The 21,897-nt window shown below is 76.9% G+C and carries 5 protein-coding genes; all 5 read right to left on the reverse strand.

All coding sequences use genetic code 11. The annotated features are described in order from the left end of the window. Positions 1 to 48: 48 nt before the first annotated feature. From ACIQD7_RS00760 to ACIQD7_RS00780, 5 genes are read right to left on the reverse strand one after another with little or no spacing between them, the layout of a single operon-like run. Positions 49 to 18,924 carry an SDR family NAD(P)-dependent oxidoreductase gene (locus ACIQD7_RS00760; protein WP_402438119.1) on the reverse strand — a complete coding sequence of 6,292 codons (18,876 nt, stop codon included), beginning with the start codon at positions 18,922 to 18,924 and terminating at the stop codon, positions 49 to 51. 18 nt (positions 18,925 to 18,942) lie between these two features. Beyond that, complete coding sequence (locus tag ACIQD7_RS00765; RefSeq protein WP_161372106.1) at positions 18,943 to 19,788, reverse strand: thioesterase II family protein; 846 nt, start codon at positions 19,786 to 19,788, stop codon at positions 18,943 to 18,945. Beyond that, positions 19,785 to 20,903 carry an alpha/beta hydrolase gene (locus tag ACIQD7_RS00770; RefSeq protein ID WP_402438123.1) on the reverse strand — a complete coding sequence of 373 codons (1,119 nt, stop codon included), beginning with the start codon at positions 20,901 to 20,903 and terminating at the stop codon, positions 19,785 to 19,787. The genes ACIQD7_RS00765 and ACIQD7_RS00770 overlap by 4 nt, the downstream gene beginning before the upstream one ends. Continuing rightward, on the reverse strand, positions 20,900 to 21,655 hold the full coding sequence (locus ACIQD7_RS00775; RefSeq protein WP_402438127.1) for a 2-oxo acid dehydrogenase subunit E2: 756 nt from the start codon (positions 21,653 to 21,655) through the stop codon (positions 20,900 to 20,902). The genes ACIQD7_RS00770 and ACIQD7_RS00775 overlap by 4 nt, the downstream gene beginning before the upstream one ends. Then, on the reverse strand, positions 21,652 to 21,897 hold the full coding sequence (locus tag ACIQD7_RS00780) for a phosphopantetheine-binding protein (protein ID WP_402438130.1): 246 nt from the start codon (positions 21,895 to 21,897) through the stop codon (positions 21,652 to 21,654). The genes ACIQD7_RS00775 and ACIQD7_RS00780 overlap by 4 nt, the downstream gene beginning before the upstream one ends.

Genomic DNA, 21,897 nt, shown 5'->3' on the forward strand with positions numbered 1-21,897 from the left:
TCTCCGAAGCTCGGTCGGTGCTCAGTCGTTCAGTTCTCGGTGCAGCAGTCAGTCGTTCAGTTCTCGGTCCAGCAGCCCGAAGAGCTCATCATCGGAAGCTGAATCCATTCCAAAGGCGGTCGCGGGGTCGGCGTCGTCCGGGCCGGTGAGGCGCCCCAGGGCGGACTTGAGGGCCCGGACGAGGCCGGCGCGCCGGTCGTCCTCGGTGCCGAGGCCGGACGCAGCGGCCACCCAGCCGCCCAGCGCGTCCGCGTCGAACACCGTCCGTTCCCCGGCGGCGAGTTCCAGCAGGTGGGCGGTGAGGTCCCGGACGGTGGGGTGGTCGAAGAGGACGGTGGCCGGGAGCCGTGTGCCGGCCTCCGCGCCGAGCCGGTTGCGCAGCTCGATCGCGGTCAGGGAGTCGAGCCCCAGGTCGAACAGGCCCCGGTCGTCGGGGACGTGGACGCTCCCGGGCAGGCCGAGCACCTCGGTGACGCACGCCCTGACGACGCCGAGGACGAGGACGCGGGCGGCCTCGGGCGCGAGGTCCGCGACCCGCTCGGCGAGCGGGACGACCGCCGGACCGCGCTCGGCCGCCGTGGCGCGCCGGGCGGGGACGAGGCCGGCGAGCAGCGGGGGCGGGCCTCCGGGCCGGCGCGCCAGGGCCGCCGTGTCGAACCGCGCCGGGACGAGCAGGGCGGGCGCCTTGTCCCCGAGGGCGAGCGCGGCGTCGAGCAGGTCGAGGCCTTCGGCGGTCGACAGGGGGCGGATGCCGAGGCGGTCGATCCTGGCCCGGGCTGCGGTGTCGAGCGAGCCCGCCATCCCGGACGTGTCGTCGGTCTCCCACAGGCCCCAGGCCAGCGAGGTGCCGGGGAGCCCGGCCGAGGTCCGGCGCTGGGCGAGGGCGTCCAGGTGGGCGTTGGCGGCGGCGTAGCCGGCCTGGCCCGCGTTGCCGAGGACGCCGGCGACGGAGGAGAAGAGCACGAACGCGGCGAGGGGCAGTCCTTCGGTGGCGCGGTGGAGGTGCGCGGCCGCGTCGGCCTTGGGCCGCAGGACGCGGTCGAGGCGCTCGTCGGTCAGGTTGGCGAGGACGGCGTCGTCGAGCGTGCCCGCCGCGTGGAACACCCCGGTGAGCGGACGGGCGGGGTCGACGCCCGCGACCAGCCGGTCGACCGCCGCCGCGTCCGCGAGGTCGCACGCCTCGGCGCGGACCTCGACGGGCCCGTCCCCGGCGGTGCGCAGTTCCTCGGCGAGGGCGCGCAGGACGGGGTCGGCCTCGCCGCGCCGGCTCGCCAGGAGCAGGCCGCGGACGCCGTGCCGGGCGACGAGGTGGCGGGCGACGGCCGAGCCGAGGGCGCCGCCCGCCCCGGTGACGAGCACGGTGCCGTCGCCGAACGCGGGCGCGGTGCCCGCGGGCTGGGCGACGGGGGCGAGCCGGGGCCGGTGGGCGGTGCCGCGCCGGAGGGCCGTCTGGTCGGCCCCGGCGGCGATCGCGCGGGGCAGCGCGGCGGTCGAGTCGGCGTGGCCGTCGGTGTCGACGAGGGCGATCCGGCCGGGGTGTTCGTGCTGGGCCGAGCGGACGAGTCCCCAGAGCGACGCCTCGGTGAGCCCGGTGACGGCGTCGGCCGGGTCGGCCGCGACGGCGTCCCGGGTGAGGACGACCAGACGGGTGTGCTCGGGCAGGGCGAGGATCAGCTCGCGCACCGCGCTCAGGTTGGCGCGCACGTCGTCGTGCGCGGCGACGGCGACGACGGTGTCCTCGGTGCCGTCGGGCGCGGCCACCACCGGGAACGGCAGTCCTCCGGCGGCGGCCGGGTCGCCCAGGGCGAGGGCGACCGCGCGGTCCGCCGGTCCTGCGGGGTCGAGCGGGACCGGCCGCCAGACGACCTCGTGCAGCGGGGTGCCGCCTTCCCGCCGACGGGCGCCCAGGGCGGCGACCGGGACCGGGCGGAGCCGGACCTCGTCGACGCCGAGGACGGGCCGGCCCAGGTCGTCGGTGACGTCCAGGGCGAAGGCCGCCCCGCCGAGGCGGCGGATCCGGGCGCGCAGCGGCCCGGACGGCTCGGCGTACGCGCGGATCCCGTGCCAGCTGTACGGCACGTTCACGGCGTCGCCGTCGTCGCCGCCGGTCCCGTCGGCGCGGCGCAGTTCGTCCGCGATCCACGGGTGCAGGGCGGCGTCGAGCAGGCCCGCGGCGAGGGGGTCGCCGGTGTCCACGTCCGCGTAGAGGGCGTCGCCGTCGGACCACAGGGCGCGCAGCCCCCGGAAGGCGGGCCCGTAGTCGTAGCCGCGCGCGGCGAACTCCTCGTACACGTCCCCGAGTTCGACGGGTCGCGCACCGCGCGGCCGGTAGCCGGTCCAGGCGTCCGGGGCGGTCCCCCCGGCGTCTCCCGTGCCGAGGAGGGCCTCCGCGTGGAGGGTCCAGGGCGCGTCGCCGGTCCTGGCGTGGACGCGGACGGCGTCCTCGGCCACGGTGACGCGCAGCCGGGTCTCGGCGTCGGGGCCGATGACGAGCGGGGCGTGCAGGGTGAGTTCGGCGAGGCCGTCCGCGTCGTGCCGCCGCGCGAGCCCGGTCAGCAGGTCGACGAGGGCGGCGGCGGGCAGCAGCGGCGCGCCGCGCAGGGCGTGGTCCGCGAGCCACGGCTGCCTGCGGTGCGACAGGACGCCGGTGTACGCGGTCCGGCCGCCGTCGGGGTCGGTGAGCGCGGCGGACAGCAGCGGGTGGCCGGGGTCGTCCGCGCCGATGCCCGTCGCGGTGCCGTCGCCGCCGGCCGGGGGCAGCAGCCACAGGCGTTCCCGGGCGAAGGGGTACGTCGGGAGCGGGACGGTCACGGCGCCGGGGCCGAGCAGGGCGTGCCAGTCCCAGGCGACGCCGGCCACGTGGGCGGCGGCCACGAAGGTCCAGAGCGCCGCGAGGTCGTCCTTCCGGCGGTCCAGGGACGGCACGGCCACGGCGGGGCCGAGGTCGGACTGTCCGGCCATCGCGGTGAGGGCGGCGTCCGGCCCGAGCTCCAGGAAGCGGGTGGCGCCGAGGGCGCGCAGCCGGTCGAGGGCCTCGGCGAAGCGGACGGTGCCGCGTACCTGGTCGGCCCAGTGCGCCGGGGAGCCGAGGACGTCGGCCCCGGCCTCGCGGGCGGTGAGCGTGGAGACCACGGTGGCGTCGGGTTCCGTGGCGGCCAGGGCGGCCAGCCGGTCCCGGAGGGCGTCGAGCACCGGTTCCATCCGGGCGGAGTGGAAGGCGTGGCTGACCGTCAGCCGCTTGGTGCGGTGGCCGCGTCCGGCGAGCAGTCCGGTGAGCGCGGTGACGGGTTCGGCGTCGCCGGAGAGGACGACGGAGCCGGGCGCGTTGACGGCGGCGAGGTCCACCCGCAGGCCGGTCTCCGCCATGGCGGCCTCGACCGTGGCGGGGTCGGCCTGGACCGCGGTCATCAGGCCGCCCTCGGGCAGTTCGCCCATGAGCCGGCCCCGGTGGACGACCAGGTGGGCGGCGGCGTCGAGGCTCAGCGCCCCGGCGGCGTGGGCCGCCGCGATCTCGCCGACGGAGTGGCCGGCGACGAGCGGCGCGGCCAGGCCCCAGGAGGCGAGCAGCCGGTACAGGGCGACTTCGACCACGAACAGGGCGGGCTGGGTGTTCTCCGTACGGTCCAGATCCAGGTCCGGGTCCAGGTCCGGGGCCGGGGCCGGGGCCGAGTCCGGGGCGGGTGCGGAGTCGGATCCCGTGGTGTCGAAGTCGGCGGAGTCGGAGCCGGTTGGATCGAAGTCGGCGGAGTCGGAACCGGCAGTGTCGGAGTCGGCGGCGTCGGGCCCCGTGACGAGGGCGGCGACGTCGGGGCCGCCCGCGCGGCGCACCGCCTCGGCGGCCTCGTCGAAGGCCCGCGCGTAGGCGGGGAACGCCGCGTGGAGCGCGGTGCCCATGCCGACCCGCTGGCTGCCCTGGCCGGTGAAGAGCAGGGCGGTCTCGCCCCGCACCGGGGTCCCGGTGACGACGAGCGGGAAGCCCGCGGGCTCCGGCTTCGTGCCCGCCGTGAGGTGGTCGAGTCCGGCGAGGAGTTCGGGCAGGTCGCGGCCGAGGACGACGGCCCGGTGCTCGAAGGCGGTCCGGGTGGTCGCCAGGGAGAGCGCCACGTCGGCGGGGCGCGGGGCCGGCCCGTCCAGGACGCGCCGGCGCAGCCGTACGGCCTGTTCCCGCAGCCCCTCCTCGGTGCGGGCGCTGAGCACCCAGGGCACGACGCGCGGGGCGGCGCCGTCCGCCGGGGTGTCGGCGGCGGGCGGCGGGGTTTCGGCGGGCGGCGGGGCGGGGTCCTCTCCCTGCTCCAGGATCACGTGGGCGTTGGTGCCGCCGATGCCGAACGAGGAGACGGCGGCGCGGCGCGGTCCGTCGCCCCCGGGCCACGGGGTGGAGCGGGTGGGGACCCGTACCTCGCCCTCGGTCCAGTCGACGTGCTCGTTCAGCCGTTCCAGGTGGAGCGTGCCGGGGACCTGGCCGTGCCGCATGGCGAGGACCGACTTGATGATCCCGGCGACGCCGGCCGCGGCCTGCGTGTGGCCGAGGTTGGACTTCACCGAGCCCATCAGGAGCGGCCCGTTCCCGGCGCGGTCGCGGCCGTAGGTGCGCAGGACGGCGCCCGCTTCCACGGGGTCGCCGAGCCGGGTGCCGGTGCCGTGCGCCTCCAGGACGTGGACGTCGCCGGGGCCGAGTCCGGCGGAGGCCAGGGCGCTGCGGATGACGCGCTCCTGGGCGGGGCCGTTGGGGGCGGTGAGGCCGTTGCTGGCGCCGTCCTGGTTGACGGCGGAGCCGCGCAGGACGGCGTGGACGCGGTGGCCGGCGCGGCGGGCGTCCGAGAGGCGTTCCAGGACGAGGAGGCCGGCGCCCTCGGCCCAGGCGGTGCCGTCGGCCTCGGCCGAGAAGGGCTTGCAGCGGCCGTCGGGGGCGAGTCCGCGCTGACGGCTGAACTCGACGAAGGTGGCGGGGCTGGCCATCACGGTCGCGCCGCCCGCGAGGGCGAGCGAGCACTCGCCGAGCCGCAGGGCCTGGGCGGCCTGGTGGACGGCGACGAGCGAGGAGGAGCAGGCCGTGTCGACGGTCACCGCGGGCCCCTGGAGGCCCAGGGTGTACGAGACGCGGCCGGAGGCGACGCTGCCCGCGCTACCGCTGACGAGGTAGCCCTCCAGGTCGGCGGCGGCGCCCCGGTGCTGGTGGACCCGGGCGCCGTAGTCCGCGTACATGACGCCGACGAACACGCCGCTGTCGGTGCCGCGCAGGCTCGCGGGGTCGATGCCCGCGTCCTCGGCCGCCTCCCAGGCGGTCTGGAGCAGCAGGCGCTGCTGCGGGTCGACGGCCAGGGCCTCGCGGTGGCTGATGCCGAAGAACGCGGGGTCGAACTCGGCGGCGTCGTGCAGGAAGCCGCCGTGCCGGGTGGAGGATGTGCCGGGGTGGTCGGGGTCGGGGTCGAAGAGGTCCGGGTCCCAGCCCCGGTCGTCCGGGAACTCGGTGATGGCGTCGGTGCCGGAGGCGAGCAGCTCCCACAGTTCGGCGGGGGTGCGGACGCCGCCGGGGAAGCGGCAGGCCATGCCGACGATCGCGATGGGGTCGTCGTCCGGGACGGCGGCGGGCACCGGTTCCGGGTCGGCGCCCGGGGCGTCCGGGGCGTCGGCCGGTTCCGTCAGGAGGGCGGTGGCGTGGCCGATCAGGGCGGTCGGCGTGGGGTGGTCGAAGACGACGGTGCCGGGCAGCCGGACGCCGAGGCCGGTGGTGAGCCGGTTGCGCAGTTCGACGGCGGTGAGGGAGTCGAAGCCGAGGTCGGTGAAGGGGCGGTCGGGGTCGAGGACGGTGTCCGGCGCGTGTCCGAGCACCTCGGCGACGGCGTCGAGCACGATCCGGGCCACGTCGGCTCCGGCGGCCCGCGTGCCGGTGTCGGCGTCGGCGTCCCGGGCCTGCGGCCGGGAGGCGGCGGGGAGCGGGCGCGGTCCGGTCGCGCGGGCGTCGAGCGCGGCGGCCGTCACCACGGGCAGGTCCGCGCGCAGGGCGCGGTCGAGCAGCGCGAGCGCGTCGGGGACGGGCAGGGGCCTGATCCCGGCGCGTGCCAGGCGGGTGACGTCCCGTGCGCCGAGGTCCCCGGCGAGGCCGCCGTCGGCGTCCCACAGGCCCCAGTGGACGGTGAGCGCCGTCCGGCCGGCGCGCCGCCGTCCGTGCGCGACGGCGTCGAGCGCGGCGTTGGCGGCGCCGTAGCCGCTCTGCCCCGCGGTGCCGAGGACTCCGGCGACCGATCCGAAGAGCACGAAGGCGTCGAGTCCCGCGTCGCCGGTCAGTGCGTCGAGGTGGCGCGCGGCGAGCGCCTTCGGTGCGAACACGCGCCGCAGCGCCTCGGGGGTGAGCCGTTCCGCGACGGCGTCCTCGGCGATCCCGGCGGTGTGCACGACGGCGGCCAGGGGGACATCGAGTCCGGCGAGCAGGGCCGCGAGCGCGTCGCGGTCGGCGGTGTCGCAGGCCCGGACCTCGGCCCGCGCGCCGAGCGCGGCCAGTTCGGCGACGGCCGCGTCCGCGTCCGGGTGCTCCGGGCCGCGCCGGGAGACGAGGAGCAGGGTGCGGGCTCCGTAGCGGGTGACCAGGTGGCGGGCGGTGGCCCGGCCGAGCGCCCCGGTGCCTCCCGTGACGAGGACGGTGCCGCCGGCGGCGGTGCGCGGCCAGGGGGCCGGTGCGGCGTCCGGGGCGTCGGGCACGGCCGTCAGACGGGGGGCGTACGGGACGCCGTCGCGGACGGCGGCCTGCGGCAGCCGGGCCGCGAGCGCGGCGAGCAGGGCGTCGTCGTGGCTGCCGTCGGTGTCGACCAGGGCGAACCGGCCGGGGTGTTCGGCCTGGGCGGCGCGGACGAGCCCCCACACGGCGGCCGTCCCGGCACCGGCAGGTTCGCCTTCGGTGACGGCGAGGCCCCGGGTGAGGACGACCAGCGGGCCCCCGGCGTCCGTGGCGAGCCGCTCGGCGACGGCGGTCCGTACCGCGTCGGCGGCCGTGAGCGGATCGTCGTCGTCCGCCGGAGCGGCGATGGTGAGCACGTCGGGGGTGCCGGACGGGACGGGAAGCGGTGCGGCCGGTTCCCACGCCGTCCGGTACAGGTCGGAGCCGGTGGGCAGCGGGCGCAGCGTCAGGCGTTCCACGGTGAGGACGGGCCGGCCGTCCGGGGTGGTCAGGTCGAGCCGGTGGGCGCCGGGTCCCACGGGCGCCAGGCGGGCCGACACGCGGGAGGCGCCGCGCTCGTGCAGCCGGACGCCGTCGAGGGCGTACGGGACGAGCCGGGGCCCGTCGGGCGCGTGCAGCGGCAGGACGTGCAGGGCCGCGTCGAGCAGTGCCGGGTGGATCCCGAAGGAGCCGGCGGTGCCGTGGAGGGCGGCCGGGAGTTCGGCTTCGGCCCGCAGCGCTCCGGTGGCGTCGCGGTGGGCGGCGGCCAGGCCCTGGAAGGCGGGTCCGTAGCCGTAGCCGGCGTCGTCGAGCAGCCGGTAGGTCGCGGCGCGGTCGCCCGTGTCGATCCGGTCGCCGGCGGGCGCGTCCGGTGCGGGCCCGGCGGGGACGGGGTCGTCGGTGAGCCGGGCGGTGGCGTGCGCGGTCCACGTCCCGTCGGCGGCCCTGGCCCGTACGGTGAGCTCTCCGGCGGCGTCGACGGCGACCTGGAGCGGCGCGTCGGCGGCGGGGTCGAGCTCCAGCGGGGACCGGACGAGGAAGTCGCGGAGCGCGGGCAGGCCGAGGGCGCGGCCGGCGGCCAGGGCGAGTTCGGCGAGCACCGCCGCGGGGACCAGGGTCCGGCCGTCGATCCGGTGCTCGGCCAGCCAGGGCCGCCGTCGCGGTGACAGCGATCCGGTGAACAGCGTTCCCCCGTCCGGCAGTTCGGCGGCTCCGGCGAGGAGCGGATGCCGGGCGTCGTCGAGGCCGTACGCGTCGGCGCCGCCGTTCTCCTCGGGCGCGTCGAGCCAGTAGCGGCGGGTCTCGAAGGGGTACGAGGGGAGGTCGACGATCCCGGCGCCGGGAAGGTCCGGTACGAGGTCGACGTCGACGCCCGCGACGTGGAGGCGGCCCAGCGCGGCCCGTACGGTGTCGTGCTCGGGGGCGCCGGGGCGCAGCAGGGGCACGGCCACGACGCGGTCCGTCCCGGCCTCCTGGGCGAGGGCGGTCAGGGTGCCGTCCGGGCCGAGTTCCACGAACCGGGTCACGCCGAGTCCGGTGGCGGTGCGGACGGCGTCGGCGAACCGCACGGGGCGCCGGATCTGGCGCACCCAGTAGTCGGGGGCGGTCAGTTCGAGCGGGGCGGCGGCCTCGCCGGTGACGGTGGAGACGACCGGGATGCGCGGGGCGGAGAAGGAGAGCGCACCGACGACGGCGCGGAACTCGTCGAGGACGTCGTCCATGTGCGCCGAGTGGAAGGCGTGGCCGACCTTGAGCCGGGTCGCCTTGCGCCCGGTCTTCTTCCAGTGCCGGACGAGCTGGTCGACGGCGTCGGCGTCGCCGGACAGGACGACGGACTCCGGTCCGTTGACGGCGGCGAGCCCGGCCGCGCCGTCCGAGGCGGCGACGAGCCCGGCCGCCTGCTCCTCCGTCGCGGCGAAGGCGGCCATGGCCCCGCCCTCCCGGGCGGACTGCATGAGCCGGCCCCGCGCGGCCACGAGGGCGGCCGCGTCGGCCAGGTCGAGCACCCCGGCGACGTGCGCGGCGGCGAGTTCGCCGACCGAGTGGCCGATGAGGAAGTCCGGCCGCAGTCCGTGGGACTCGGCGAGCCGGAAGAGCGCGACCTCGACGGCGAACAGCGCGGGCTGGGCGTACCGCGTCTCCCGCAGCGCCCCGCCGGTCTCGCCGGTCCCGTTCGCGCCTTCGGCCCCGCCGATCAGGTCGCGCAGGGCGACGCCGAGCAGCGGGTCGAGGTGGGCGGCGACGGCGTCGAACGCGGCGGCGTACACCGGGGAGGCGGCGAGCAGTTCGGCGCCCATGCCGACGCGCTGGGAGCCCTGCCCGGAGAAGAGGAACGCGAGCCGGCCGTCGGGCTCGGCGCGGCCGGTGACCGCCCCGGGGTGCCGCCGGCCGTCCCGTACGGCCGCGAGCGCGGCCAGGACGTCTCCGCCCCCGTCCACGACGGCCCGGTGGTCGAACCGGGTCCGGCGGGCGAGCGTGTGGGCGACGTCGGCCGCCCGCGGGGCGGCGTCCCGCGCGAGGACGTCGTACAGCGCGGCGGCCTGGGCGCGCAACGCGGACTCGGTCCGCGCGCTCAGGACGAGCGGGGCGGCGGGAACGGACTCGCGATCGGCCAATCCGGCGTTCTCGGGGGCCTGTTCGAGGATGACGTGGCTGTTGGTGCCGCTGATCCCGAACGAGGAGACCCCGGCCCGGCGAGGACGGCCACGCTCGGGCCATGTCTCCTGCTCCCCCAGCAGCCGAACCCCAGAACCCTCCCACTCCACATACGGAGACGGCTCCTGCGCGTGCAACGTCCGGGGCAGTACCCCTTCCCGCAACGCCATCACCGTCTTGATCACACCACCCACACCGGCAGCAGCCTGCGCGTGCCCGATGTTCGACTTCAACGACCCAAGCAGCAAAGGCACTTCACGATCCCGGCCATACGCGGAGATCAACGCCTGCGCCTCGATCGGATCGCCCAACCGCGTCCCGGTGCCATGCGCTTCCACCGCGTCCACGTCGGACGGAGCCAAGCCCGCGTCCGCCAGCGCCCGGCCGATCACCTCCTCCTGCGCACGCCCGTTCGGCGCCGTCAGACCATTCGACGCACCGTCCTGGTTCACCGCCGAACCCGCCACCACCGCGAGCACCCGATGACCCTCGCGCCGCGCCTTCGACAACCGCTCGACCACGAGGATTCCCGCGCCCTCCGCCCAGCCGGTGCCGTCGGCGTCCGCGCCGAAGGCGCGGCACCGGCCGTCGGCGGACAGACCGCGCTGCCGGGAGAACTCCACGAAGGTGCCCGGGGTGGCCATGACGGCGACGCCCCCGGCGAGCGCGGTCGAGCACTCACCGGAGCGCACCGCACGTACCGCCAGGTCCAGCGCCACCAGCGACGACGAGCACGCCGTGTCCACCGTCAGCGCAGGCCCCCGCAGACCGAGGACGTACGCGATCCGGCCCGAGGCCACGCTGGACTGGTTGCCCGCCAGGAGCAGGCCCTCGACGTCCTCGGGTGCCGTGCGCAGACGGGCCGCGTAGTCGTCGTACATGGCGCCGATGAAGACGCCGGTGTCGGAGTCCTTGAGGCCGTGCGGATCGATGCCCGCCCGCTCCAGGGCCTCCCAGGTGATCTGGAGCAGCAGACGCTGCTGCGGGTCGGTGGCCAGCGCCTCGCGCGGGCTCATCCCGAAGAAGTCGGCGTCGAACTCGGCGGCGTCGTACAGGAATCCGCCGCGCCGGGTGTAGGTGGTGCCCTTGTGGTCGGGATCGGGGTCGTACAGCTTCTCCAGGTCCCAGCCCCGGTCCTCGGGGAAGCCGCCGGTCGCGTCGACGCCGTCGGTGACCAGGCGCCACAGGTCCTCCGGCGAGGCCACGCCCCCCGGGAACCGGCAGCCCATCCCCACGATGACCACCGGATCGTCCCCGTCCCTCTCCCGGACCACGGCCACCGCCTCCGCCGGGGCGTCGGCGGTGAGCGAGTCGTGCAGGTGGCCGGCGAGTCCGGCGATCGTGGGGTACTCGAAGACGACGGTGGCGGGCAGGGCGAGGCCGGTGAGCCGGCCGAGCCGGTTGCGGAGTTCGACGGCGGTCAGCGAGTCGAAGCCGAGGTCCTTGAAGGGCCGGTCCGCTCCGATGCCGTCGCCCTCGTCGTGGCCGAGGACGAGCGCCGCCTGTTCGCGCAGCAGGGCGGTGACCGTGCGCAGCCGCTCGTGGTCCGGGACGGCGGCGAGCCGGTCGGCCCACGCACCGCCGCCGGTCCCGGCCGTGCGCCGGGCGGCGGTCGTGGGCCTGCGCACCAGGGCGCCGAACACCGGGCGGAGCCGGCCGGCCGCTGCCTCCTCGCGCAGCAGGCCCTCGTCGAGCGGGGACACGATCGTGTGCGGCCGTTCCGCCGCGAACAGGGCGTCGAGACCGGCCTCGGTCGCGACGGGCCCCACGCCGTACCGGGCGAGCCGGGTCCGGTCGGCGGCGCCGAGGTGCCCGGTCATGGCCCCGGTCTCCTCCCACAGGCCCCAGGCGAGGGAGACGGCGGGCAGGCCGAGGGCGCGGCGGTGGGCGGCGAGGGCGTCGAGGAAGGTGTTGCCGGCGGCGTAGTTCGCCTGGCCGGGTACTCCGGCGACGGCCACGGCCGAGGAGAAGAGGACGAACGCGTCGAGCGGCAGCCCTGCGGTGAGTTCGTGCAGCAGCCAGGCCGCGTCGACCTTGGGCCGCAGCGCGGCGGCCAGCCGCTCGGGGGTGAGCGCGGCGACGGTGGCGTCGGCGAGGACGCCGGCCGTGTGGACGACCGCGCGCAGCGGGCGGTCGGCGGGGACGTCGGCGAGCAGCCGCGCCAGGGCGTCGCGGTCCGTCGCGTCGCAGGCGGCGACGGTCGTCCCGGCACCGGCCGCGCGGAGCTCGGCGGCCAGCTCTGCCGCGCCGGGGGCGTCCGGTCCGGTACGGCTGACCAGCAGCAGGTGCGGGGGGTTCGGCCGCGCCGCGAGCCGCCGGGCGACGAGGGCGCCGAGGGCTCCCGTACCGCCGGTGACGAGCACCGTGCCGGCGCCGTCCCCTGCGGGCGGGGAGGCGGGGGCGAGGTCGTGGACGGCGAGGCGGGGCACGTGCACCCGGCCGTCGCGGAGCGCGGACTCGGGTTCGCCGTGGTCGCCCGCGAGCCGTGCGGCCGGGGCGGGCCCGTCGGTCTCGACGAGCGCGAAGCGGCCGGGGTGTTCGGCGGCGGCGGTGCGCAGGAGGCCGCGTACGGGAGCGGCGGCCAGGTCCCCGGTCCTGATCACGATGTGCAGGGGGACCTCGTGCAGGTCCGGCGTGGCGATCCAGTGCTGGAGGAGGGCGAGGACGGCGGCGGTGAGCTCGTGGGCGCGGGCGGGGACGGCGCGGGGGTCCGGGTCGGTGCCGTCGGAGCCTTCAGTACGGGGGCCTTCAGCCCCGGTGACGGGGACGAGGACGGCCGTGGGCGGTGTGGCGCGGTGCGACAGCGCCCCGGTGTCCGGGACGGTCTCCGCGTCGGTGACGAGCGCGGTGTCCCCGAGCCCGGCGAGGACGAGGGGGGTGCCGGTGGCCGGGCCCGCGAGGGGCAGCTCGGGCCAGTCGAGGTGGTGGGCGGTGGCCCCGACCGCCGGGCGGCCGGCGAGTTCGGCGCGGTCGACCGGGCGGAAGGCCAGCGAGGCGATCTCCGCGACCGGGTTTCCGTGTCCGTCGGTCAGGGTGAGGCGGAAGCGGGTCCCGGCGAGCGGTTCGATCCGTACGCGCAGCCGGTCGGCGGCGGCGGCCGCGGCCGCGTCGGTGATCCGCAGTCCTTCGAACGCGAAGGGCAGCAGGGGTCGTTCCGGATCCGTGGCGTGCGTTCCGACGAGCCCGGCGACCACCGGGTGCAGGGCGGCGTCGAGCAGGGCCGGGTGGAGCGCGAAGCCCGCGCCGGGCGCGTCGCCGTCCCCGCCGGACAGGCCGGGGTCTAGTTCGGCGTGGAGCACCCCTTCGGGGGTACGGCGGGCGGCCGCGAGGCCCTGGAAGGCGGGGCCGTAGTCGTAGCCGAGGCGGAACAGGCCGGCGTAGACGTCGTCGAGGGCGACGGGCTCGGCGTCGGCGGGCGGGGACGCGGGGACGGCCGGTGACGCGGCCGGGTCGGCCGCGCGCAGGGTCGCCGAGGCGTGCAGGGTCCACGGGGCGGTGTCGTCGGGCCGCGCGTGCACGGTCAGTTCGCGCGCGCCGGTGGCGTCGGCGGGGGCGACGCGGACCTGGAGTGCCGTGGGGCGGTCCGGGTCGGGGACGAGGGGGGCGCGGACGGTCAGGTCCGCCACGACCGGGAGGTCCACGGCGGCCCCCGCGTGGAGGGCCAGTTCGGCGACGGCGGTGCCGGGGACGAGGACGGTGCCGAAGACGCTGTGGTCCGTGAGCCACGGCAGTGCGCGCAGGTCGACCCGGCCGGTGAACAGCGCTGTTCCGTCCGCGAGTTCGACCCGGGCGCCGAGCAGCGGGTGGGTGTCGGCGGTGAGCCCCGGCAGGGCCGTGGCGGCGGGTCCGCCGGTCGGGACGAGCCAGTGGCGGTCGGCGGCGAAGCGGTACGTCAGCGGGAGGTCCGGCGCGATCGCGGGGACGTCCCAGGCGACGGGCGCGCCGCCGAGGTGCGCGGCGGCCAGGGAGCGCCGGAACGCGTCCGGGCCGCCGTGGTCGCGGCGCAGGGTGCCGCCGGTGAACGCGGCGACGCCCCGCCCGGCGAGGATCTCCTCGACGGCGAAGGTGAGCACGGGGTGCGGGCTGATCTCGACGAAGCGCCGGTGCCCGGAGGCGACCAGGCTGTCGACGGCGTCCTCGAACCGCACGGTCTCGCGCAGGTTGCGGTACCAGTATCCGGCGTCGAGGGTGTCCGTGGCGACGGGGCCGCCGGTCACGGCGGAGTAGAACGCGGTCCCGGCCGTGCCCGGTGTCAGACCGGCCCCGAGCTCCAGCAGGTGGTCGCGCAGCGGCTCGACGTACCGGGTGTGCGAGGCGTAGTCGACGGGGATGCGGCGGGCGCGCACCCCGCGCTCCTCGCACCAGGCCAGGAGGGCGCCGAGGGCGGCGTCGCCGCCGGCGACCACGGTGGCGCGGGGCCCGTTGCGCACGGCGATCTCCAGCTCGTCCGGGTGCCCGGCGAGCACGGGGGCGAGGGAGTCGGCGTCGAGGGCGACGGAGACCATGCCGCTGTCGCCCGCGATGCCGGTCAGGGCGCGGCTGCGCAGGGCGACGAGCCTGGCCGCGTCCGCGAGGGAGAGCGCGCCCGCGACGTGTGCGGCGGCGATCTCGCCCTGGGAGTGTCCGACGACGGCGTCGGGCACGACGCCGGCCGACCGCCACAGCCCGGCGAGGGAGACCATGACGGCGAAGAGCACCGGCTGGACGACGTCGACCCGGTCGAGACCGGGTGCGTCGGGCGCGCCGCGCAGCACGTCGAGCAGGGACCAGTCGGTGTGCGGGGCGAGCGCGTCGGCGCAGGCCTCGATCCCGTCCCGGAACACGGGGCTGGAGTCGAGGAGTTCGCGGGCCATGCCGCTCCATTGGGAGCCCTGCCCGGGGAAGACGAACACGGTCCGGCCGGCGGCCCGTTCGCCGGTGATCAGGTCGTCGTGGACCTCGCCGTCGGCGAGCGCGCGGAGCGCGGCGGCGAGCTGGCCCGGGTCGCCGCCGCCGATCGGGATCGCCGCGCCGTGGGCGTGGCGGGCGCGCCGGGCGAGGGCGGCGGCGAGCGCGTGCGCGTCGGTATCGGGGCGGGCGCGCAGGTGGTCGGCGAGCGCGGCGGCCTGGCGGCGCAACGCGGCCGGGGTGTTGCCGGAGAGCAGGACGGGCGGGGCCGGGCGGTCGACGGCGGGGCCGGAATCCGCGGTGCCGGGGCGTTCATCGTCTTCCGGGGCCTGTTCGAGGATGACGTGGCTGTTGGTGCCGCTGATCCCGAACGAGGAGACTCCGGCCCGGCGAGGGCGGCCACGCTCGGGCCACGTCTCCTGCTCCCCCAGCAGCCGGACCCCAGAACCCTCCCACTCCACATACGGAGACGGCTCCTGCACGTGCAACGTCCGGGGCAGTACCCCTGCCCGCAACGCCATCACCGTCTTGATCACACCACCCACACCGGCAGCAGCCTGGGCATGTCCGATGTTCGACTTCAACGACCCCAGCAGCAAAGGAACTTCACGATCCCGGCCGTACGCGGAGATCAACGCCTGCGCCTCGATCGGATCACCCAACCGCGTCCCGGTACCGTGCGCCTCCACCGCGTCCACGTCGGACGGAGCCAAGCCCGCGTCCGCCAGCGCCCGGCCGATCACCTCCTCCTGCGCACGCCCGTTCGGCGCCGTCAGACCATTCGACGCACCGTCCTGGTTCACCGCCGAACCCGCCACCACCGCGAGCACCCGATGACCCTCGCGCCGCGCCTTCGACAACCGCTCCACGACGAGTACGCCGACGCCTTCCGCCCAGCCGGTGCCGCCGGCCCCGGACGCGAAGGCGCGGCACCGGCCGTCCGGTGAAAGGCCGCGTTGCCGGGAGAACTCCACGAACATCCCGGGCGACGCCATGACGGCGACGCCTCCGGCGAGGGCCGTCGAGCACTCCCCCGACCGCACCGCCCGGACCGCCAGGTCCAGCGCCACCAGCGACGACGAGCACGCCGTGTCCACCGTCAGCGCCGGCCCCCGCAGACCGAGGACATAAGCGATACGACCCGAGGCCACGCTGATGGTGGAGCCGGTGAGGAGGTAGCCGTCGGAGCCCGCGCCGCCCTCGTGGAGGCGGGGCGCGTAGTCGGAGGCGGTCGCCCCGATGAAGACGCCGGTGTCGGAGTCCTTGAGGCCGTGCGGATCGATGCCCGCCCGCTCAAGCGCCTCCCAGGAGGTCTGGAGCAGCAGCCGCTGCTGCGGGTCGAGGGCGAGCGCCTCGCGCGGGCTGATGCCGAAGAACTCGGCGTCGAACTCGGCGACCGTGTCGAGGAATCCGCCGTGCCGGGTGGTGGACGTGCCGGGGCGGTCGGGGTCGTCCGCGAAGAGGGAGTCGAGGTTCCAGCCCCGGTCGGTGGGGAACGGGCCGATGGCGTCGACGCCGTCGGCGACCAGGCGCCACAGGTCCTCAGGCGAGGCCACGCCCCCCGGGAACCGGCAGCCCATCCCCACGATGACCACCGGATCGTCCACGTCCCTCTCCCGAACCACGGCCACGGCCTTCTCCGGGGCGTCGGCACGGAGCAGGTCGAGGAGGGCCTCGGTCGTCGGGTGGGCGAACAGGGTCGCGGCGGGCAGGTCCGTGCCCAGGACGGCGCTGAGCCGGTCGCGCAGCTCGACCAGGCCGAGCGAGTCGATGCCGAGGTCCTTGAAGGTGGCGGTGCGGTCGAGGCGCGCGGAGTCGGCGAAGCCGAGCACGGCGGCGACCTCGTCGACGACCCGCTGTTCGAACAGGGGGTCGTCGGCGGCTCCGGACGGCGGCGTGGGCACCGGCTCCGGTACGGGGAGCACCTGTGCAGGGACCGCGACCTCCGGACCGACCTCCGGACCGGCGTCGAGCCAGTAACGCTCCCGCTGGAAGGGGTACGTGGGCAGCTCGGGGCGGGGGCCGCCGGGCGGGGCCACGGCGTTCCAGTCCGGGGTGGCCCCGGCGGTGAAGAGCCGTCCGAGGGCGGCGGCCGGCTCGCCGTCCTTGCCGAGGACGGGGACGTACGTGGCCGCGCGGCCGGTGATCTCCCGGCCCAGTGCGCTGAGCGTGGTCCCGGGGCCCGCCTCCAGGAGGACGGTCGCGCCGAGGGCGGTCAGCCGGCGGACGGCCGCGTCGTACCGGACCGGTCTGCGCGCGTGCTCCACCCAGTAGTCGGCGTCCGTGGTGGTGACGAGGTCGCCGGTCACCGTGGAGACGAAGGGGATGCGGGCGGGCCGGAAGTCGATCCCGGCCAGGGTGCGGCGGAACTCGTCCGCCATCGGGTCCATGAGCGGTGAGTGGAAGGCGTGGCTGACGTCGAGCCTGCGGTGGCGCAGGCCGCGTTCGGCCGCGCGTGCGGCGATCTCGTCGAGGGCGGCGGTCTCGCCCGAGAGGACCACGGAAGCGGGGCCGTTGACGGCGGCGATCGTGACGGTCCCGGCGGTGTGCGCGAGCAGCGCGGTGGCGTCCTCCTCGGTGGCACCGACCGCGAGCATCCCGCCGCCCTCGGGGAGCGCGTCCATCAACCGCCCTCGTACGGAGATGAGTTCGGCGGCCCGGTCCAGGTCGAGGACGTCCGCGACGTGCGCGGCGGCGACCTCGCCGATCGAGTGGCCGGCGACGAAGGCGGGTTCGAGGCCCACCGAGGCCAGCCAGCGGAGGGTCGCGACCTCGACGGCGAACAGGGCGGGCTGGGTGAAGGCGGTACGGCCGAGCAGGGCCGCCTCCTCCGTGCCCGGTTCCGCCCAGACCACGTCCTCGATGCGGCGCGGGAGGTGCGGGGCGAGCGCCTCGGCGGCCTCGTCGAACGCGGCCCGCCAGACCGGGGACTCGGCGTGGGCGCGGCGGCCCATGCCGAGCCGCTGGCTGCCCTGGCCGGGGAAGAGGACGGCCGGGCCCGTGCCGGCGGGCCCGGCGTCCGGTCCGGGGCCCGGCGCCGCGACGGTGCCGGTGACGACGCCCGTGGAGGCGCGTCCCGCGGCGAGCGCGGCGAGCCCGGCGCGGACGTCTCCGGTGACGGCGGCCCGGTGCTCGAAGGCGGTACGGGTGGTGGCGAGGGCGCGGGCCAGGCCGGGCGGCACGCCTCCTTCGCGCTCGATCAGGGCGGCGGTCCGGGCGGCCTGTTCGCGCAGCGCGGCCGGGGTGCGGGCACTGAGCACCAGCGGCAGGACCGGCTCCACGTCGGGCGCCTCCGAGAGGAGGGCGGGCTCCGGGGCGACGGCCCCCCGGATCTCCGTACCGACGACGGCGGGTGCCCCCGTCGGTGCGGTCGTCCCGTCGGCCGGTGCCGGCGGTTCGGCGACCACGACGTGGCAGTTGGTGCCGCCCATGCCGAAGGAGCTGACGCCCGCGAGGAGCCGCTCGTCGGCGCGCGGCCAGGCGCCGGGCTCGGTGCGGACGGCGAGGCGCAGCCCGTCCAGGTCGATGTCGGGGTGGGGTCCGGCGTGGTTGAGGGTCGCGGGCAGTTCGCGGTGCGCGACCCCGAGGACCGTCTTGAGCAGGCCCGCGATGCCGGCCGCGCCCTCCAGGTGGCCGATGTTGGTCTTGACCGAGCCGACCTCCAGGACCGGCCGGTCCCGGGCGCCGTCCCGCGCGAGGCCGAGGCCCCGGGCCTCCAGCGGGTCGCCCACGGGGGTTCCGGTGCCGTGGAGTTCGACGTACTGGAGTTCCCCGGGCGCCACTCCGGCGGCGGCGCAGGCGCGCCGGACCACGTCGGCCTGTGCCTCGGGGCTGGGCACGGTGAGGCCGTCGGTCGTGCCGTCGTTGTTGACGGCGCTCCCGAGGAGGACGGCGTGGACGCGGTCGCCGTCCGCGAGGGCGGCGTCGAGCGGCTTGAGCAGGACGAGTCCGGCGCCCTCGCCGCGCACGTAGCCGTTGGCGCGGCGGTCGAAGGTGTAGCAGTGGCCGTCCGGCGAGAGCCCGCCGAAGCGGGCGACGGCGGCGGTGGAGGCGGGGTCCACGATCAGGTTGACGCCGCCGGCGAGGGCGAGCCGGGACTCGCCGCGCCGCAGGCTCTCGCAGGCGAGGTGGACGGCGACGAGGGAGGAGGACTGCGCGGTGTCGACGGCGATGCTGGGTCCGCGCAGCCCGAGCGCGTAGGAGACGCGGTTGGCGAGGATGCCGCGGGTGGTGCCGGTCAGGGTGTGGCGGCCGGGCCCGGTGCGGCGGGCGAGGGCGGCGTATTCGTCGGCGAGCGAGCCGACGAAGACGCCGGTGGCGGTGGAGCGCAGCGCGGCGGGCAGGACGCCGGCGTGTTCCAGGGCCTCCCAGGCCAGTTCGAGGACGAGGCGCTGCTGCGGGTCCATGGCGGTCGCCTCGCGCGGCGAGATGCCGAAGAAGGCCGGGTCGAAGCCGTCGATATCCTCCAGGTACCCGCCGTACCGGATGCCGGGGTGGCCGCCGGCCAGTTCGGTGACGGAGCCCGGTCCGGACGCCGGTCCCGCGCGGTCCTCGGGCACGTCCCGGACGGCGCTGCGTCCTTCGCGCAGGAGCCGCCAGAAGGCCTCGGGGTCGGGGGCCCCGGGCATCCGGCAGGCGAGGCCGATCACCGCGATCGGGGCGACCGGCCCGGCCGGGGCGGTCGTGGTCCGCGGGGCTTCCTGCGTGTCGTTGCCCTTGCCGCTCAACTACAGCCTCACTCTCGGTCAGGACAGTTCCGCGAGCACCGTGCGTACGGTGTCCGCCACGTCCGTCAGCCGCGGATTCAGATAGAAGTGGTCGCCCGGGAGCACCCGGAGCCGGAAGGGGCCCGTGGTGTGGTCCCGCCAGCGCCGCGCGTCGGCGACCGGCACCAGCGGGTCGCCGTCGCCGACGAGTGCCCGGACGGGGCAGCGCAGGCGGGCGGCGGGCTCGGGGACGTAGGACTGGAGCGCCCGGTAGTCGGCGCGCAGCGCGGGCAGGAACAGCTCGCGCAGGTCGGGGTCGTCCAGGACGGTCCGGTCGGTGCCGCCGAGCAGCAGGACCTCCTCGACGAGGGAGTCGTCGCTGCGCAGGATCGCCGGGTCCACCCGGGTCAGGTCCGGGGCGCGGCCGCCGGACGCGAGGAGCGCGGCGGGGGCGGGCCCGGAGCCGCGTTCTCCGAGCAGGGCGGCCTCGAAGGCGACGAGCGAGCCCATGCTGTGTCCGAAGAGGACGAGCGGGGCGGTCCCGTCGCCCGCCGGGGTGCCCGCGACGGCCTCGGCGACGGCCGCGAGCGCGTGTCCGGCGAGTTCCCGGATGTTCTCGGCGGGCGGTTCGGCACGGCGTTCGACCCGCCCGGGGTACTGGACGGCCAGGACCCGGACGGCGGGGGCGAGGGCGCGGGCCAGCGGGGCGAAGAACCCGGCCGACCCGCCGGCGTGCGGGAAGGCCACCAGGCAGGGGGCTCCGGCGTCGGCGGGGGCGTACTGCCGGAGCCAGTCGGCGGCGGTGGCGGTGGACGCGGCGGTCGCCGGAGCCGAGGCCGTAGCCGCCGTGGTCGTCGCGGTCGCCGTGCTCCCGGTCGGGCTCATCGCCCCGCCCCCGCGTCCCGCGCCGCCGCGAGGGCCGCCGCGAGGCGTTCCGTGACCGCCGGGTCGGCGTCCGGTCGCATCTCCTGGACGGCGAGGAGGCTCCACGCCTTCGTCTCGGCGAGGTGGGCGGGGGCGCCGTGCACGTCGTCGTGTTCCAGGAGCCGCAGGTCGGCGATGTTCCGGCGGAGCCGTTCGGCGTCGGCGGGCGGCACGATCTCGTCCCTGCGGGCCGCCACCGCCGCGAACGGGACGGCGAGGGAGCGGAGTTCGTCGTCGGTGAGGGCCCAGTCCCGCAGGTGCGCGTAGACCGTGTCGGAGGGGACTCCGGCGAGGTGGGCGAGCGTGTCGCGGGTGATCCGGGGGACGGTCCGCTGCCAGTCGGGGTCGGTGAAGAAGTCGTGGACGGGGGTGCCGTTGCCGACGATGCCGCGGATCCGGGGGTCGGCCAGGGCGGCGCGGACGGCGAGGTGGCCGCTGAAGCTGAGGGCGAGCAGATAGGTGCGGGAGACGTCGGCGCGGTCCGCGAGCGCGTCGAGGATCGCGCCGAACAGGCGGGCGCTGTCGCGCTCGTAGCGCAGGGGGTTCTCGCCGACGCCGGGCAGTTCGGCGACGGCGGCGGCCAGGCCGAGGGAGACGAGCTGCGGCAGCAGCGGCCCCCACTGCTCCTTGGTGCTGACGATCCCGCCGGTCACGACGAGCAGCGGGCGGGGGCGGGCCGTGTCGAGGCCGGCGGTCCAGATCCGGACGGGGACGCCGTCGACGTCGACCGTCCCGGCCTCGATGCCGGCCGCCTCGGCCTTGCGCCAGCGGTCGAAGGCGTCGACGGAGCGCGCCAGGGCGCGGGCCCGGCCGGGGCCGTCCACGAACGGGAAGCGGCCCAGGACGTAGTACTGCCCTGCGGCCAGGGTCTGTCCGGCCGCGTCCAGTTCGTCGCCGGCCCGGATCCATTCGTACGCCCAGGAGCCGGGGGCGTCGCCGGCGTCGGCGGTGATCCGGTCCAGGAGCGGGGCGTAGTGGTCGGCGGGGAGGTTCTGGGAGACGGCGTGGGCGACGACGAAGCGTTTGAGCTCGTCCAGGTCGTTGCCGGGGCCGGGTCCTGCGGTGGTGTCGGTCATGCGGGGTACGCCTCCAGCGCGTCCTTGATCTCGGTGAGGACGTCGGCGGCCTCGGCGCCGTCGATGACCCGGTGGTCGAAGGTGAGGGAGAGCCGCAGGACCGGTGCGACGACGACCGCTCCGTCGCGGACGACCGGCCGGTCGGCGATGCGGCCGACGCCGAGGGTGACGGTGGTGCCGCCGACGGAGTGGAATCCGTCGACGGCCCGGTGGCCGAGCGAGGTGACGCTGAACGTGCCGGTGATCTCCGGGCGGCGTTCCAGCAGTCCGGCGGCGGCCCGGAACCGGTCGAGGGCCTCCTTCCAGGGCAGGGCGCCCAGGGCCCGGACGGGGGCGAACCGTTCGGCGGTGTCGGGGTCGTCGGCGAGCGCGCGGTCGAGGTGCTCCTGGATCGTGTCGAGGCCGGCGTCCTCCAGGCGGGGGATCACCGTGGCGAGGACGACGCGGCGGCCGTCCAGGGTCCGGTCGAGGGTGACCTTGGCGCTGACGGTGTCGTAGGTGGCGACGGTCGGGTCGAGCCGTCCCTGGATCGCGGCGTTGGCCTCGGGGTGCGCGCGGAGCACTCCGGCGGCGGCGTGCACGACGTGGGTGACGACCGAGCGGCGCGCACCGGCCTCGCGGGCGCGGCGGCGGGCGGCGACGATCGCGGTGGCGTCCACCTCGGTGTCGAGGTGGACAGGGGAGAAGTCCCTGATCTGGTCGAGGAAGAAGAGGGTGTGCCGCCGCTGGACGGGGAAGGGGCGGCCGGTCACCGGGTCGCCGTCTCGTGGACGGCGGCCAGGGTGCCCGCGTCGAGGAAGTCCGGCAGGGACAGCTGCCTGCCGGTCTCCTTCTCCAGGAGGACGAGCAGGGACAGCAGGTGTACGGAGTCCCAGCCGGTCAAGGCGTCGAGGGGGAGGTCGAGTTCGGCCTCGGTGACGTCGATGCCGATCTCGTCGCGGACCAGTTCGGCGAACTCCTGGCGGTCCAGGGGGCGGCCGGGTGCGGCGCTCAT

It is taken from the genome of Streptomyces sp. NPDC093071, from assembly GCF_044754545.1.
GTDB lineage: Bacteria > Actinomycetota > Actinomycetes > Streptomycetales > Streptomycetaceae > Streptomyces.